14 protein-coding genes are annotated in these 15,257 nt (G+C 66.2%); 8 read left to right on the top strand and 6 right to left on the bottom strand.

Annotated features, from left to right (window positions below; translation table 11 throughout):
• Positions 1 to 11: 11 nt before the first annotated feature.
• The 5 genes from DVB37_RS15910 to DVB37_RS15890 all read left to right on the top strand — a co-directional run bounded on the left by DVB37_RS15910 (position 12) and on the right by DVB37_RS15890 (position 5,707).
• A complete protein-coding gene (locus tag DVB37_RS15910; protein ID WP_082134542.1) occupies positions 12 to 1,193 on the top strand; it encodes an ABC transporter substrate-binding protein in 1,182 nt (393 codons plus the stop codon).
• Between the two features lie 64 nt (positions 1,194 to 1,257).
• Positions 1,258 to 2,052: an ABC transporter ATP-binding protein gene (locus DVB37_RS15905; protein ID WP_120157523.1), complete on the top strand. Its 795-nt coding sequence runs from the start codon at positions 1,258 to 1,260 to the stop codon at positions 2,050 to 2,052.
• An 11-nt stretch (positions 2,053 to 2,063) separates the two neighbouring features.
• Entirely contained in the window at positions 2,064 to 3,905 is a 1,842-nt protein-coding gene (locus tag DVB37_RS15900) for a long-chain fatty acid--CoA ligase (protein ID WP_371683071.1), read from the top strand.
• On the top strand, positions 3,902 to 5,056 hold the full coding sequence (locus DVB37_RS15895; protein WP_120156157.1) for a thiolase family protein: 1,155 nt from the start codon (positions 3,902 to 3,904) through the stop codon (positions 5,054 to 5,056). The genes DVB37_RS15900 and DVB37_RS15895 overlap by 4 nt, the downstream gene beginning before the upstream one ends.
• Before the next feature lie 6 nt (positions 5,057 to 5,062).
• Positions 5,063 to 5,707, top strand: coding sequence for a TetR/AcrR family transcriptional regulator (locus DVB37_RS15890; RefSeq protein WP_046805782.1), 645 nt, complete (start codon positions 5,063 to 5,065; stop codon positions 5,705 to 5,707).
• On the opposite strand, the gene DVB37_RS15885 is transcribed toward DVB37_RS15890, so the two are convergent.
• From DVB37_RS15885 to DVB37_RS15860, 6 genes are all read right to left on the bottom strand, one after another.
• Positions 5,704 to 6,024, bottom strand: a complete 321-nt coding sequence (locus DVB37_RS15885) for a preprotein translocase subunit TatB (RefSeq protein WP_104145032.1) — start codon at positions 6,022 to 6,024, stop codon at positions 5,704 to 5,706. The two genes, DVB37_RS15890 and DVB37_RS15885, sit on opposite strands and share 4 nt — an antisense overlap.
• A 36-nt stretch (positions 6,025 to 6,060) precedes the next feature.
• A complete protein-coding gene (gene lysS / locus DVB37_RS15880; protein WP_120156156.1) occupies positions 6,061 to 7,584 on the bottom strand; it encodes a lysine--tRNA ligase in 1,524 nt (507 codons plus the stop codon).
• A 9-nt stretch (positions 7,585 to 7,593) separates the two neighbouring features.
• Positions 7,594 to 8,349 (bottom strand): SDR family oxidoreductase, encoded by a 756-nt coding sequence (locus tag DVB37_RS15875; protein WP_120156155.1) that lies wholly within the window; start codon positions 8,347 to 8,349, stop codon positions 7,594 to 7,596.
• Between the two features lie 43 nt (positions 8,350 to 8,392).
• A protein-coding gene (gene prfB, locus DVB37_RS15870; protein ID WP_100856261.1) for a peptide chain release factor 2 occupies positions 8,393 to 9,497 on the bottom strand; the annotation gives its coding sequence in 2 pieces (ribosomal slippage) (positions 8,393 to 9,415 and positions 9,417 to 9,497; 1,104 coding nt in all).
• 142 nt (positions 9,498 to 9,639) lie between these two features.
• Positions 9,640 to 11,340: a single-stranded-DNA-specific exonuclease RecJ gene (recJ, locus tag DVB37_RS15865; protein WP_046805778.1), complete on the bottom strand. Its 1,701-nt coding sequence runs from the start codon at positions 11,338 to 11,340 to the stop codon at positions 9,640 to 9,642.
• Entirely contained in the window at positions 11,322 to 12,266 is a 945-nt protein-coding gene (locus DVB37_RS15860; protein WP_120156154.1) for a hypothetical protein, read from the bottom strand. The genes recJ and DVB37_RS15860 overlap by 19 nt, the downstream gene beginning before the upstream one ends.
• 178 nt (positions 12,267 to 12,444) lie before the next feature.
• Between DVB37_RS15860 and DVB37_RS15855 the strand changes: the two genes are divergently transcribed.
• Genes DVB37_RS15855 through DVB37_RS15845 form a run of 3 tightly spaced genes read left to right on the top strand, consistent with a single transcriptional unit; the run spans position 12,445 to position 15,241 of the window.
• Positions 12,445 to 13,677 (top strand): lipoprotein-releasing ABC transporter permease subunit, encoded by a 1,233-nt coding sequence (locus DVB37_RS15855; protein WP_240434150.1) that lies wholly within the window; start codon positions 12,445 to 12,447, stop codon positions 13,675 to 13,677.
• Complete coding sequence (locus DVB37_RS15850) at positions 13,670 to 14,374, top strand: ABC transporter ATP-binding protein (protein WP_046805775.1); 705 nt, start codon at positions 13,670 to 13,672, stop codon at positions 14,372 to 14,374. The genes DVB37_RS15855 and DVB37_RS15850 overlap by 8 nt, the downstream gene beginning before the upstream one ends.
• A gap of 48 nt (positions 14,375 to 14,422) precedes the next feature.
• A complete protein-coding gene (locus DVB37_RS15845) occupies positions 14,423 to 15,241 on the top strand; it encodes a TatD family hydrolase (RefSeq protein WP_120156152.1) in 819 nt (272 codons plus the stop codon).
• Positions 15,242 to 15,257: the final 16 nt, after the last annotated feature.

Here is a 15,257-nt window from a genome sequence, read left to right as displayed (position 1 = left end):
GGAGACACACCATGAAGCGCATCCGGATAGGCAGCGGTTTATCGAGGTTGTTGGCCCCGCTGGGCCTGGCGGCGGCAATAGCGGCAGCGCCCGCCGCGCACGCTGCCGACGACCTGGTGCTGGGCGGGTCGATTCCCTTGAGCGGCGTGTTCGCGTTCGCCGGCCAGGGCATCCACGCCGGCATCACCGACTACGTGAAGATCATCAACGACCAGGGCGGCATCAAGGGGCGCAAGCTGCGCTACGTGCCGGAAGACACGGCGTACAAGGTCGATGCGTCGGTGGCCGCCTTCAAGAAGATCACCAGCCAGAACAAGGTGAATTTCTACTACGGCGATTCCACGGGGTTTTCAAAGACCATCAACGCTGAATTGAACCGCACGGGCGACATCCTGATGACGGGCGCGTCGTTCGCCACCGAGCTGAACGACCCCGCCAAGTATCCGGCGCAGTTCATGCTGGGGCCCGACTACACCGAAATGTTCGGCATCCTGCTGCGCTACATCGCCAAGGAGCAGCCCGGCGCGAAAGTCGCGTTCGTGTATTCCGACACCGAGTTCGGCCGCGACCCGATTGCCAGTTCGCGCGCGGTCGCGGAAAAGCTGGGCCTGAAGGTCGCCACCGAGATCATGACGCCGCCGGGCAGCGTGGACGTGTCCACCGAAGTCATCAAGCTGCGCCGCGCCGACCCTGACTTCACGATCTTCCACGGCTACGTGCTGGCGCCCATCCCCGAATTCGTGGGGCAGGGCAAGCGCATGGGCTTGAAGACGCGCTACATGGGCACGTTCTGGACGATGGACAACTCCACCGTGATGCAGATGGGCGAAGACGCCGAGGGCTTCATGGGCGTGATGCCGTATCGCTACTACTACGACACCGAGGGCGATGCGCCGATGCTCAAGAAGATTCGCGAGATGCGTCCGCAATATCAAAGCACGGGCTATATGCAGGGCTTCCTGGCCGCGATGCTGTTTTCCGAAGTGGCCAAGCGCACGCTGGACGCCGGCAAGGATTTGACCAGCGCCAACATGAAAGCCGCGCTGGATGGCATTAAGGACTTCGACACGGGTGGGCTGATCGGCGTGCCCATCACCATCAAGGGCAACTCCATTCCGGTGGGCCGGATCTATCGCGCCGATGTGAAGCAAAAGCAGATGGTGCCGGCGTCCGACTGGATCGTGCTCAAGTGAGGCGCCTGTGACGTTCGCCCCTGACGCGCACGCGGCATCGACCGGCACCGCCACGCCCGCGGCGGTGCTGGACATCAACAATATCGAAGTCGTCTACAACAAGGCGGTGCAGGTGCTGCGTGGCCTGTCCCTGTCGGTGCCGGCCGGCAACATCGTGGCGCTCTTGGGCAGCAACGGCGCGGGCAAGTCCACCACGCTCAAGGCCGTGTCGGGTTTGCTGGACCTGGAAGACGGGGCGCTGGTGCGCGGCCACATCGTGTTCAACGGCGGCGACACTCGCGGCGCCAAGCCGCAGAACCTGGTGCGATCGGGCCTTGCGCACGTGATGGAAGGGCGCCGCGTATTTGAAGACCTGACCGTGGAAGAAAACCTGGTGGCCGCCACCTACGCGCTGACGGGCAGGCCCGGCGCGGGGGTGGACTTCGACCTGGTCTACGGCTACTTTCCGCGCCTGTTCGAGCGGCGGCGCGGCCTGGCGGGCTATCTGTCTGGCGGTGAACAGCAGATGCTGGCCATCGGCCGCGCATTGATCGCGCAGCCGCGCCTGATGCTGCTGGACGAGCCCTCGCTGGGCTTGTCGCCGATGCTGGTCGAAAACATTTTTTCCATCATCGCGCGCATCAACGCCGAGCAGGGCGTGTCGATGTTGCTGGTTGAGCAGAACGCCTCGGTGGCGCTGGCCGTGGCGCACTACGGCTACATCATGGAAACCGGCAAGGTGGTGATCGACGGCTCGGCCGACAAGCTGGCCGCCGACCCCGACGTGCGCGAATTCTATCTGGGCGTGGGCGGCACGGGCGAGGCGCGCGGCTTTCGCGATATCAAGCATTACAAGCGCCGCAAGCGCTGGCTGTCATGAAGGACAAGGCCATGGTTGCGTTGACTGATCCCGCCGTCTGGCCCGAGCTGACCCTGCCGCAGATGTTGCGCGAGCAGGCGCGGCGCAAACCCACGGCCATCGCCATCCGGCAAAAAGACTTTGGCATCTGGAAGCCGCTGTCGTGGGCGGACTACTGGCAGCGCGCCTGCCGCGTGGGCCTGGGGCTGCGTGCCCTGGGCTTGGGGGTGGGCGGGCGCGTGGCCATCGTGTCGGAAAACCGCGTGGAATGGCTGCTGACGCAGTTGGGGGCGGGGACGGTGGGCGGCGTGGCGGTGGGTGTGTATTCGACCAGCCCGGCCGAGGAAATGGGTTATGTGCTGGAGCATGCCGACGTCGAACTGGTGGTGTGCGAAGACCAGGAGCAGACCGACAAGGTGCTGCAAGTGGCCCACCGGCTGCCGTTGCTGCGCCGCATTGTGATGATGGAGACCAAAGGCCTGCGGTCATACCCGCCCGCCGACCGCACGCGCATCGTCACCTTTGCCGAGGTCGAAGCCGACGGCGCGCGTCGCGAGGCCGTCGAGTTTCCCGCGCTGAACGCCGCGCTGGATACGCAGCGGCTGGATGACACGGGGCTGATGATTTATACGTCGGGCTCCACCGGCAAGCCCAAGGGCGCCATGCTCAGCTACCGCAACATGCGCGGCGTGGCGCCGGGCATCGCGGACCGGCTGTCGATGGATGCGGCCAGCGTGCACCTGTCGTATCTGCCGTTATGCCATGTGGCCGAGCAAATGCTGTCCACCTTCGTGCCTCTGTACCTGGGGTCGCAGGTGAACTTTGGCGAATCCATTCGCACCGTGCAGGAGGACCTGCGTGAAGTGGCGCCGACGATTTTCCTGGGCGTGCCTCGCATCTGGGAAAAGTTGCACGCGTCGATCTCGATCAAGATGCAGGAGGCGGGGCGGCTGCAACAGTGGTTGTACTGGCGGGCGCTGGCGCGTTGTGCGCCGTTTCTTGAAAAGTCGCCTGCGCAATACAGCGCGCGCGAACGGCTGACGCATGCGCTGTGGTACTGGCTGGTGCTGCGCGCCTTGCAGAACTTCATCGGCTTGCGGCGCGTGCGCGTCGCGATGACGGGCGCCGCGCCGATACCGCCCGATGTGGTCCGCTACTTTCGCAATTTGGGCGTGCCGCTGCTGGAAGTCTATGGGCTGACCGAGTCCGCCGGCATGATCTTCGGCCAACACCCCGATCGCGTAAAGGTAGGCACGGTGGGTGAACCGATCCTGGGCGTGGAATGGAAGATGGGCGAGGCGGGTGAATTGCTGGTGCGCGGCGACATGGTGTTCCAGGGCTATTACAAGAACCCGGACGCCACCGCCGACACGGTGCGCGACGGCTGGCTGCATACGGGCGACGTGGTGGCGGAACAGGACGGCCGCGTGCGCATCGTGGATCGCCTGAAAGACATCATGATCACGGCCGGTGGCAAGAACCTGACGCCGTCCGAGATCGAAAACGCCGTCAAGGGCAGCCCGTATGTGAAGGAATGCATCGTGATCGCGGATGGGCGCAAGTTCGTGTCGGCGCTGATCCAGCTTGAGTTCGACACGGTGGGCAAGTGGGCCGAGTCGCGCCGCATTGCGTTCACGCATTTCCGGTCGCTGGCGGAATCGCCCGAGGTGCGCGAGCTGGTGCAGCAAGAAGTGTCGCGCGCCAACGCCGGGCTGGCGCCGGTGTCGCAGATCAAGCGCTTTCACCTGTTGACCAAGGAACTGGACCACGATGATGGCGAGGTCACGGCCACCATGAAAGTGCGCCGGGCCAGCATCTATCGCACGTACGCGAACGAAATCGAAAGGCTCTACGTTGAGGAGACGATGGCATGAATGACGCCGTGATCGTGGAGGCGGTTCGCACGCCGTTTGGTCGGCGTGGCGGATGGTGGGCCGATACGCGGCCCGATACGTTGCTGGCGCAGACGGTGGATGGCTTGCTGGCGCGTGCCGGCTTGCCGGGCGACAAGGTCGAGGACCTGATCGCGGGCTGCGTCAGCCAGGCGGGTGAGCAGGGCGCAAACGTGGGGCGGCTGGCGGCACTGCTGTCCGGCGTGCCGGCAACCGTTCCGGGCGTAACGCTGAACCGCATGTGCGGCTCCAGCCAGCAGGCGGTGCATTTTGGCGCGCAAGCCATCGCGGCGGACGATATGCGCTACGTGGTCGCGGGCGGCGTCGAAAGCATGAGCCGCGTGCCGATGTTCCTGGACGTGACCTTGGGCCAGGGCGAATTCAAGGGTTTTGAATCGCTGAACCCGGCGCTGTTGGAACGCCATGCGCTAGTGCATCAGATTGAAAGCGCCGAGCGCATCGCCGACCACTGGACACTGTCGCAGGCGGACATGGACGATTGGGCGCGCGAAAGCCACGCACGCGCCTGGGCCGCCGCGCGGGCCGGCCTGCATGCCGAACTGCTGCCCGGCCCGCAAAACGCCGCGCATCGGGACGAAGGTATCAGGGAGAAGACCGACGCGGCGCGTATGGCTGCCATGGCGCCCGCGATGCGGCCCGCTGGCCAGGGCGGCGTTACCGCCGCCAACGCCAGCCAGCTGGCAGACGGGGCGGCGGCGGTGTTGCTGGCGGATCGCGACACCGCGCTGTCCGACGGGCTGCGGCCTCGGGCGCGTTTCCTGGCGCGGGTGGTCGTGGGGTCCGACCCGGTGATGCAGCTGACGGGCGTGATCCCGGCGGCGCGTCAGGCCTTGGCGCGTGCCGGGTTGGCGCTGGAAGACATTGACTGGATCGAAATCAACGAAGCCTTCGCCAGCGTGGTGTTGGCGTGGCAGCGCGAGCTTGATGCGAAGCCCGCGCGCGTGAATCCCTGGGGCGGCGCCATCGCGCACGGCCACCCTTTGGGTGCGACCGGTGCCGGGCTGATGGCCAAGATGCTGGCGGGGCTGGAGGCAACCGAAGGCGAAATCGGCATGCAGCTGATGTGCATCGGCCATGGCATGGCCACGGCCACCATCATTCAAAGGCTGTGATCGGCCATGACCAAGACCGCGGCCCTTGTGCCGCGCGAAGAGGGCGCTGATTCCGAACGCCGGCGCGAACTGGTGCTGACGGCCGGCAGGCTGTTCTGCAAGCACGGCTACGAACGGACCACGGTGCGCGAATTGGCGCGCGCCGTGGGCTTGCAGTCGGGCAGCCTGTTCCATCACTTTCGCAGCAAGGAAGAGATCCTGGTGGCGGTGATGAACAACGGCATCCAGGAAGTGATCGACGGGGGCGAACGCGCGCTGGCGTACTACGATGCGCCGGCGGATCGGCTTGCCGCGCTGTTTCGCGTGCACATGTGGAGCATGCTGCAAGGCGCGGGCGGCGATGCAATGAATGCGCTGGTGTACGAATGGCGCAGCTTGTCCGCGCCCAGCCAGTCGGCGGTCAAGGCGCTAAGCGATCGCTACGAAGCGATGTGGCAGTCGGTGGTGGCGGATGCCGTTCAGGCGGGACTGATCCAGGGCGACGCGCGCGTCATCAAGCGCTGCGTGCTGGGGGCGATGAACCTGACGGTGCAGTGGTACAAGCCTGGCGGGCGTCTGGCGCCGGCGGCTTTCATCGATGCGATGTTGTTGGCGTCGTTGCCGGCGTTGCCGGAAGGGGCGGGCGCGTGGCCGCTGGATGCCGCCGCCTAGCCGCGACGCTTCAGGAATGCCGCCACGGCGCACGCCACGCCCAAGGCCAGCAGGCAACCGGAGACAGGCAGCAGGAAGTCGGCTTCGCCGTGATAGCCGCCGCCGGTGACGCCGCCGGCCACGCCACCCATCCACAACAGCGCCGTCAAGATCGCGGCCACCACGGAGATGGCGGTGGCGATGCATAGCGCAATGAACACCGGGCGGCGTGGCCGCGCGGGCGCGTAGGTCGCGCCCGGCAGGACGCGGCGGGGTTGCTTGATCCAATAGACCAGCCCCGCCACGATCAGCAGCAGCATCAGGATCTTGAAGATCACGACGCTGCTCCGGCGCTCGCCTGCGCTGCTGCGACCTTAGTCTTCACGACGCAGGTGCGGGAACAGGATGACGTCGCGGATGCTGGGGCTGTCGGTCAGCAGCATGACCAGGCGGTCGATGCCGATGCCGCAGCCGCCCGTCGGAGGCATGCCGTATTCCAGCGCGCGGATGTAGTCCGCGTCGTAGAACATGGCTTCTTCGTCGCCGGCGTCCTTGGCTTCGACTTGCGAGCGGAAGCGTTCGGCCTGGTCTTCGGGGTCGTTCAATTCCGAGAAGCCGTTGGCGATTTCGCGGCCGGTCATGAACAGCTCGAAGCGCTCGGTGATGCCGTCGCGTGTGTCCGAGGCTCGTGCCAGCGGCGACACTTCAACCGGGTAGTCGATGATGTACGTGGGGTTCCAGAGCTTGGCTTCGGCCGTCTCTTCGAACAGCGCCAGTTGCAGCGCGCCCAGGCCGGCGCGCGACAGCACGGGGCCGTCAGCGTCCGCGCCCAGCTTCTTGAGTTCAGCGCGCACGAAAACCGGGTCGTCCAGCTGTGCCTGCGTGTAGCCCGGCGCGTACTTCAGGATGGCTTCGCAGATGGTCAGGCGGTCGAACGGCTTGGACAGATCCAGCTCGCGCTCCTGATACGTCAGCACGGCGCTGCCGGTGGCCGAGATGGCGGCCTGGCGGATCAGTTCTTCCGTGAAGTCCATCAGCCAGCGGTATTCCGCATAGGCCGCGTAGAACTCCATCATCGTGAATTCAGGGTTGTGACGCGGGCTGACGCCTTCGTTGCGGAAGTTGCGGTTGACTTCGAACACGCGTTCGAAGCCGCCGACGATCAGGCGCTTCAGGTAGAGTTCGGGCGCGATGCGCAGGTACATTTCCATGTCCAGCGCATTGTGGTGCGTGACGAACGGCTTGGCCGCCGCGCCGCCCGGAATCGGGTGCAGCATGGGCGTTTCCACTTCCAGGAAACCGGCGTTCAGCATGAACTGGCGGATGCTGCCCACGGCCTTGCTGCGCGCTTCGAACGTGCGGCGCGTGGCGTCCGTCATGATCAGGTCAACGTAGCGCTGGCGGTAGCGCAGTTCCTGGTCGGCCACGCCGTGGAACTTGTCGGGCAGCGGACGCAGCGACTTGGACAGCAAGCGGGCGGTGGCGGCGTGCACCGACAATTCGCCCTTGTTGGTCTTGAAGACCGACCCTTCGATCGCGATGATGTCGCCGATGTCCCATTGCTTGAACGCGGCGTAGTTGTCTTCGCCCAGCGTGCCCCGGTCCAGGTAGATCTGGATGCGGCCGGTGCTGTCTTGCAGCGTGGCGAAGCTGGCCTTGCCCATGACGCGCTTGAGCATCATGCGGCCGGCCACCTTGACGGTGACGCCGGCGGCGGCCAGGGCTTCCTGTTCCTCGCCGTCGTACTTGTCGTGCAGCGCGGCGGCGCGGGCGTCCGGAACAAAGTCGTTCGGGTACGCAACCCCGGTTTCGCGCAGTTTGGCCAGCTTGGCGCGCCGTTCGGCGATCAAGCGGTTTTCATCCTGGGCGGGTGCCGGAGCGGTCGAGTGGTCGGTCATGGTAAGGGATCAGTCGTAATTGCGGATGTCGTCGATGTCGGTCGTGCCGAAATCTTCGCGATCCAGGTAGGCAAGGATGCGGGCGGCCACATTGGCGGGCGAAGCGAGCTTGCCCGTGGCGTGGAAGTCCTGGAACTTGGCCAGCGCGGGGAAGCTGTCGGGGTCGCTGGAACGGATGGCGACCTGCATGTCGGTGTCGACAATGCCGGGGGCCAGCGCGACGATGCGCGCGCCGTCGGCGCCTTGTTCCTGCTTGACCACGCGCGTGTACATGTCCAGCGCGGCCTTGGTGGCGCAGTAGACGCCCCAGCCGGCGTTCGGGTTGCGGCCCGCGCCGGAGGAAATGTTCAGCACGCGGCGGTCAGCGTTAAGGCCTTCGACGGCGGCCAGAAAGCGCGCGGTCAGCAGCATGACGGCGGTGACGTTCAGGTTGAAGGCGGCGGTAATGGCCGCGCTGTCGATCAGGGCGTCGGTGCCGGCCACGGGGTGCACCGTGCCCGCATTGTTGATAAGCAGATAGCGCTTGGCATCGCGCGGCAGGGCCGCGCAGATGCGTTCAGCCGAGGCTTCGGCCGCTTTCAAGTCCGAGAGGTCCACGGACAGTTGTTCCAGCTGCACATCCCGCGACTGCGCGTAGGCGGCCAGTTCGGGGTCTTCGCGGCGCGCCAGCGTGATCAGGCGGGTGCCCGGTTTGGCCAGGCCGCGCGCCATGGCGGCGCCGATGCCGCGCGAAGCGCCGGTAAGGATTGCGATGGTGTCAGACATTCGTGGACCTCTGGGTACGGTTAGCGGAAGTATCGCGACAGACTTAAACGCCTTGCTTCAGGCTGGCCTGGATGAAGGGATCCAGGTCGCCGTCCAGCACTTTCTGCGTGTTGGAGATTTCAACGTTCGTACGCAGGTCCTTGATGCGGCTTTGGTCCAGCACGTACGAACGAATCTGGTGGCCCCAGCCCACATCGGTCTTGGAGTCTTCCAGCTTCTGCTGTTCGGCCATGCGGTTGCGCATTTCCAGTTCGTAGAGCTTGGACTTCAGCATCTGCATGGCTTCGGCGCGGTTGCGATGCTGCGAGCGGTCGTTCTGGCACTGCACCACGATGCCCGTCGGGATGTGCGTCAGGCGCACGGCGGAATCGGTCTTGTTGATGTGCTGACCGCCCGCGCCGGACGCGCGGTAGGTGTCCACGCGCAGGTCGGCGGGGTTCACTTCCACTTCAAACGATTCATCGACTTCGGGGTATACGAAGACGCTGGCGAACGAGGTGTGGCGGCCGCCGGACGAATCGAACGGGCTCTTGCGAACCAGGCGATGCACGCCGGTTTCGGTACGCAGGTAGCCAAAGGCGTATTCGCCTTCCATCTTGATGGTGGCCGACTTGATGCCCGCGACGTCGCCTTCGGATTCTTCCAGGACTTCGACCTTGAAGCCCTTGCGCTCGGCGTACTTGAGGTACTGGCGCAGCAGCATCGATGCCCAGTCCTGGGCTTCCGTGCCGCCCGCGCCCGCCTGGATGTCCAGGAAGCAGTTCAGCGGGTCGGCCGGGTTGGAGAACATGCGGCGAAATTCCAGGTTTTCCAGCTTTTCCTGGAACGCGTCGGCGTCCTTTTCGATGGATTCGAGCGTGGAATCGTCGTCGTCGGCCTCGGCCAGTTCAAACAATTCGTTGGCGTCGGCCAGGCCCGTGCCAAGACCGGTGAGCGTTTCCACCACGTCTTCCAGGGCTTTCTTTTCACGGCCCAGGTCCTGGGCGTGCTTGGGGTCGTTCCAGACCGCCGGGTCTTCGAGCTCGGCGTTTACAACGTGCAGGCGTTCAGCTTTGGCATCGTAGTCAAAGATACCTCCGTAGAGCCTGTTCGCGCTCCGCGTAATCGGCGAGGCGGGCTGCGAGCTGGTTCTGACGTTCGGCTTCCATGATGATCCTGTCCTGATGACTTTTGTGCGAAACCTGGCATTTTACCGTGGTTGGGGCAACTACGCGGGCGCGTGTTGCAACAGGGGGGGACGGATCGCTGGTTGGGAAGCGATCGTGCCGGCGTCGGCTTCCCCCCCAGGCTTTACCCCGCGTGCTCGATCACCAGCTGCACCGACACCATGCCGTTCCAGACGTTCTGTTCCAGGCGGTACGCGGCCTGGATGTGTTCGGGCAGCGACTGGTCGTGGCCGAACCAGATGGCGTCAAAGCGCTGGTGGCCGCGTTCCAGCGACAGCTTCAAGTGCTTTTCGCCGACCAGGCGCTGGTTGCGTACGGTGAATTCGTCCAGGAACAGGGGGGCGGCAAAGCCCGCGCCCCAGACCTGTTGCTGCAACATGCCGGCGATTTCGGCGTTGGCGTAGCCGGTTTCCAGCGACCCGTCGGTTTCAATGACCGGTTCGAAGGTGTCGCGGCCGGTCAGCTCGCGCACGGCGGCGTCGAACGCGGGCGCGAAGGCGGGAAAGTCGGCGCGGCCCAGCGTCAGGCCGGCCGCCATGGCGTGGCCGCCGAACTTGCGGATCAGATTGGGGTGGCGCTTGGACACGAGGTCGAGCGCATCGCGCAGATGCACGTCGGGAATGGAGCGGCCCGAGCCACGGATTTCGTCATCGCCCGCCGGCGCGAAGGCCAGCGTGGGACGCCAGAATTTTTCTTTCAGGCGCGAGGCCACCAGCCCCACCACGCCCTGGTGCCAGCCAGGGTCGAACACGCAGACCGTGGCGCCCGCCGCCGCATTGGGCGCTTCCATGGCGGCCAGTGCCTGTTCGCGCATTTCGGCTTCGATCGTGCGGCGTTCGCGGTTGATGTTGTCGAGCTCGCGCGCCATTTCCAGCGCTTGCGCTTCGTCATCCGTCGTCAGGCAGGCGATGCCCAGGCTCATGTCGGCCAGGCGGCCCGCCGCGTTGATGCGCGGGCCCAGCGCAAAGCCCAGGTCGAACCCATTGGCGCTGCGCGGTTCGCGGCCCGCCACGGCAAACAGCGCGCGCAGGCCCGGTTGCAGCCGGCCGCTGCGCATGCGCTGCAAGCCCTGCGTGACCAGCAGGCGGTTGTTGGCGTCCAGCTTGACCACGTCGGCAACGGTGCCCAGCGCCACCAGGTCGGACAGCGCGTCCAGGCGCGGGCCGCCATCGGCGGGGTAAACACCACGGCGACGCAACTCGGCGCGCAGCGCCAGCATCATGTAGAAGATCACGCCCACGCCGGCCAGGTTCTTGGACGGGAAGCCGCAGCCGGGCTGGTTCGGGTTCACGATGGCCAGCGCGTCGGGCAGGGTGTCGCCGGGCAAGTGGTGGTCGGTGATGACCACGCCGATGCCCGCGTCGTTGGCGGCGGCCACGCCGTCCACGCTGGCGATGCCGTTGTCCACGGTGATGATGATGTCGGGCTTGCCGCTGCGGTGGCGCACGGCCAGCTCGACCACGGCGGGCGACAGGCCATAGCCGGTTTCAAAGCGGTTGGGCACCAGGAAGTCGACGTCGGCGCCCATGGCCGACAAGGCGCGCAGCCCGACCGCGCAGGCGGTGGCGCCGTCGCAATCGTAGTCGGCCACGATCAAGAGCTTTTTGCCGGCCTGGATGGCATCGGCCAGCACGCCGGCGGCGTGCGCGGAATGAGTCAGGCCGGCGGGCGGCAACAACGATGGCCAGGCCAGCTTGGTCTGATCAGGATGCGTAACGCCGCGCGCGGCCCACAGGCGGGCCAGCAAGGGATGGATGCCCGACGCTTCCAGGACGCGGCAGGCGTCCAGGTCGGCGGGGCGAGTCGTTAAGCGGGGTGAGACCACCAGGCGCTCCAGTTTTTCTTGGGCGCGGGCAGCAAGCCCAGCAGGCCCCCGCGCGGTTTCAGGGTCAGGGCGACTTGGCGGTCGTCGCCCAGCAGCAGCAGTTCGGCGGGCCTGTCGGGCACGCCCTGCTTGCCCGCCAGGGGGCGCAAATGCTGCGTATCGAGTTCGGTCAGGGCATCAAGCCAGGCGGCCCAATCGCCCGCGCGCTGGGGCGCGTCAAGGCCGGTCAGCACGCGTTCCGGGCCGGGCGCGGCCACCGGCCAGGGCGTGCCGCCGCCGTACAGCCATAGCGCATTGACGGGCGGCAGGCCGCGCGCGGCGCGGTCGTCGTTGACGGGGTGTTCGTGCCACGCCATCTGTATTTCATTCAGCAAGCGCCGCCACGGCCGCGTTTCCGCGTCCTGGCGCCACCATTCATTCAAGCGATGCCCCGCCACGACCAGCGGCGATGCCGTCTGCGGACGCAGGCCGTCAGGCAAGGTCAGCCGCCAGCGCTGCGGGGACAGGGGTTGGACCGTAAAACCGGTGCCGTCGAACAAGGGCTGCGCCGTGTCCAGCAAGGCGGCGGATTCTTCGGGGCGCAGATCCATCTGGCCCGGGTCCAGCAGATTGGCCTGGTCCGCGCCCAGGGCCAGGTGGACCAGCTCGGCCAGCCACACGGCTTGCCCGGCCGGGGCCTGCTCATCGGCCAGCAACGGACCCAGACCCGCGCCTTGCAGCAGGCCGGGTTCGGGTCGGTAGCCCGCGCGGGTCAGTTGCCAGGATTCGAAAGCCGTGCACCCGGCGGCACGTACATCGAAGGGGGCGGCCCGGGCGGCGCCGGCCAGCAACCAACGGTGCAGCGTGGGGGCGCGTTCAGGCAGCAGCTTGGCCAGTTCGGCGGCAACGGGAAGGGCGGGCAGGGCGCCCGGAATGACGATCAGCATGGCCGCGATTGTAGTCCGCCCGGGCGGCGGGAACTAAGCGGCGGTGGCGGCTGCCATAGGTTGACACGGCTGGTCGTGGAACCGCACATCCGCGGCGCGATTTCAAGGCCGTTAATGCCATAATGCGCACGTGCTGAAAATACCCTACGAACTCTGGATAGGCGCCCGCTATGCCGGGATGGCCCGAATCCGCCAGCGACGCGGGCGCCGCGATCGCTTCATCTCCTTCATCGCCGCCAGCTCCATGGCGGGCATCGCGCTGGGCGTTGCCGCCCTGATCGTGGTGCTGTCCGTGATGAACGGTTTCCAAAAAGAAGTGCGCGACCGCATGTTGTCGGTGCTGCCGCACATCGAACTCTATATTCCTGGCGCCTTGCCCGAACAGGTGCTTGAGCGCTGGCAGCAGTTCGCCACCGCCGCCGAGCAGAACCCCCAGGTCAAGGCCGGCGCGCCCTTCGTGGCGGCGCAGGGCATGCTGGTGAGGGGGCAGGCGCTGCGTGGTGTGCAGGTACGGGGTATCGACCCGGCCACCGAAGGCAACGTGTCGGACCTGCCGCGCCAGATGGTGTCGGGCAAGCTGACCGATCTGAAAGCCGGTGGCTTTGGCGTGGTGCTGGGCAACGAACTGGCCGACGGGCTGGGCGTGAAAGTGGGCGACACGCTGTTGATGATGGCGCCGCAAGGCTCCATCAGCCCGGCCGGCTTTGCGCCGCGCATGCGCCAGTTCACCGTGGTGGGCGTGTTCTCGTCGGGCCACTATGAATACGATTCGTCGCTGGCGTTTGTCGATAACCAGGACGCTGCCCGCGTGTTCCGTGAAAGCGGCACGGCCGGTGTGCGGCTGCGCATTGCCGACATGCAAAAAGCGCCCGAAGTCGCCAATGAACTGAAGAAGGTGCTGCCGCCCTACGTGATGGCCAGCGACTGGTCGCGCAACAACCGCACCTGGTTCGCCGCCGTGCAAACCGAAAAGCGCATGATGTTCCTGATCCTGGCGCTGATCGTCGCCGTGGCAGCGTTCAACCTGCTGTCGTCGCTGGTGATGGCCGTGAAGGACAAGCAGTCGGACATCGCCATCTTGCGCACGCTGGGCGCGGGGCCGGGCGAAGTCGCGCGCATCTTCCTGGTGCAAGGCGCGATGATCGGCGTCATCGGCACCTTGCTGGGCGTGCTGGGCGGCATTGCCATTGCCTACAACGTGGATGTGATCGTGCCGTTCATCGAGCGCATGCTGGGCGTGCATTTCCTGCCGCGCGAAGTCTATTTCATCAGTGCGTTGCCGTCCGACCCGCAAATGGGCGACATCGCCACCATCGGCCTGACGTCGCTGGTGCTGTCGTTGCTGGCGACGCTGTATCCCAGCTGGCGCGCCTCGCGTCTGCAACCGGCACAGGTGCTGCGCCATGATTAAGATTCCAAACGCAGACGCCCTGACGCCCGCGTTGCAGGCCGAGAACATCGTCAAGTACTACGACGAAGGCCCCGCCCGCATCGACGTGCTCAGCAACGTCAGCCTGTCGGTGGCGCGCGGTGAAATGGTTGCCATCGTGGGCGCTTCCGGCTCGGGTAAGAGCACCTTGCTGCACATCCTGGGCTTGCTTGACGTGCCCACCAGCGGCTCGGTGTCGGTGGACGGCAAACTGGCCGTGGGCTTGTCCGAGGCCAAGAAAAGCGCCGTGCGCAACAGCAGCCTGGGCTTTGTCTATCAGTTTCATCATCTGCTGCCGGAATTTTCCGCGCTGGATAACGTGGCCATGCCGCTGATCGTGCGCCGCGAGACCCGCGACAAGGCTCGCGCCGCCGCGCGCGAAGTGTTGGCGCTGGTGGGCCTGGCCGCGCGCGAGGACCATTTTCCGGGGCAGTTGTCGGGCGGAGAACGCCAGCGTGTGGCGCTGGCGCGCGCGCTGGTCACGCGGCCCGTTTGCGTGCTGGCCGACGAACCCACCGGCAACCTGGACCGCAACACCGCGCACAAGATGTTTGAATTGTTGACGCGCGTGAACCAGGAATCGGGCACGGCATTCGCCATCGTCACGCATGATCCCGAACTGGCCGCCCGCGCCGACCGCCAACTGCTGATGGAAAACGGCCGGCTGGTGTCGGGGTAGCAGGGCCATGCCGGCGGCGAGCATAATGGCGCCAAGGAGACCCCGCCCATGCTGATCGACACCCACTGCCATCTGGACGCCGCCGAGTTCAACGCCGACCGCCAGCAGGTAGCCGACCACGCATGCGAAGCCGGCGTGGGGTCCATCGTGATCCCCGCCGTCGAACGAGCCAACTTTTCCGTGGTGCAGGCACTGGCCGGGCAGATCGCCGGCGGCGCCTACGCGCTGGGCATCCACCCGCTGTACGTGCAGCGCGCCGACGATGCCGACCTGGACGTCCTGCGCGACACCATCAAGCAATGCCTGGGCGACCCCCGCTTTGTCGCCATCGGCGAAATCGGCCTGGATTTCTTCGTGCCCGAGATCGCCACGGGTGAACCGCGCGAACGCCAGGAACGCTTCTATGCCGCGCAGCTGGCCATGGCCGCCGAGTTCAAGCTGCCGGTGCTGCTGCACGTGCGCCGTTCGCAAGACATCCTGCTCAAGTACCTGCGCCGCCATGGCCCCATCGGCGGCATTGCACATGCCTTCAACGGCAGCGCGCAGCAGGCGCAGGCGTTTATCGACCACGGTTTTGCCTTGGGCATGGGGGGCGCGATGACCTATGAACGCGCCTTGCAGATCCGTCGCCATGCGGTGGATGTGGACTTGTCCCATCTGGTGCTGGAGACGGACGCGCCCGATATCCCGCCCGCCTGGCTGCACCCGCCGCAGCGCCGCAACCGGCCAGGCGAACTGCCGCGCATTGCCGCCGTGCTGGCCGAGCTGCGCGGCATCACGCCCGCCCAGGTGGCGCACGCCACTACCGCCAACGCCATGCGCGTCCTGCCGCGTTTGCCCGCCGCCATTCTGGCCGGCGACGACTGAATCCGTCCCCGCATGA

The organism is Achromobacter sp. B7 (genome assembly GCF_003600685.1).
Taxonomy (GTDB): domain Bacteria; phylum Pseudomonadota; class Gammaproteobacteria; order Burkholderiales; family Burkholderiaceae_B; genus Achromobacter; species Achromobacter spanius_B.
This window is presented reverse-complemented; position numbering and strand designations above follow the sequence as displayed.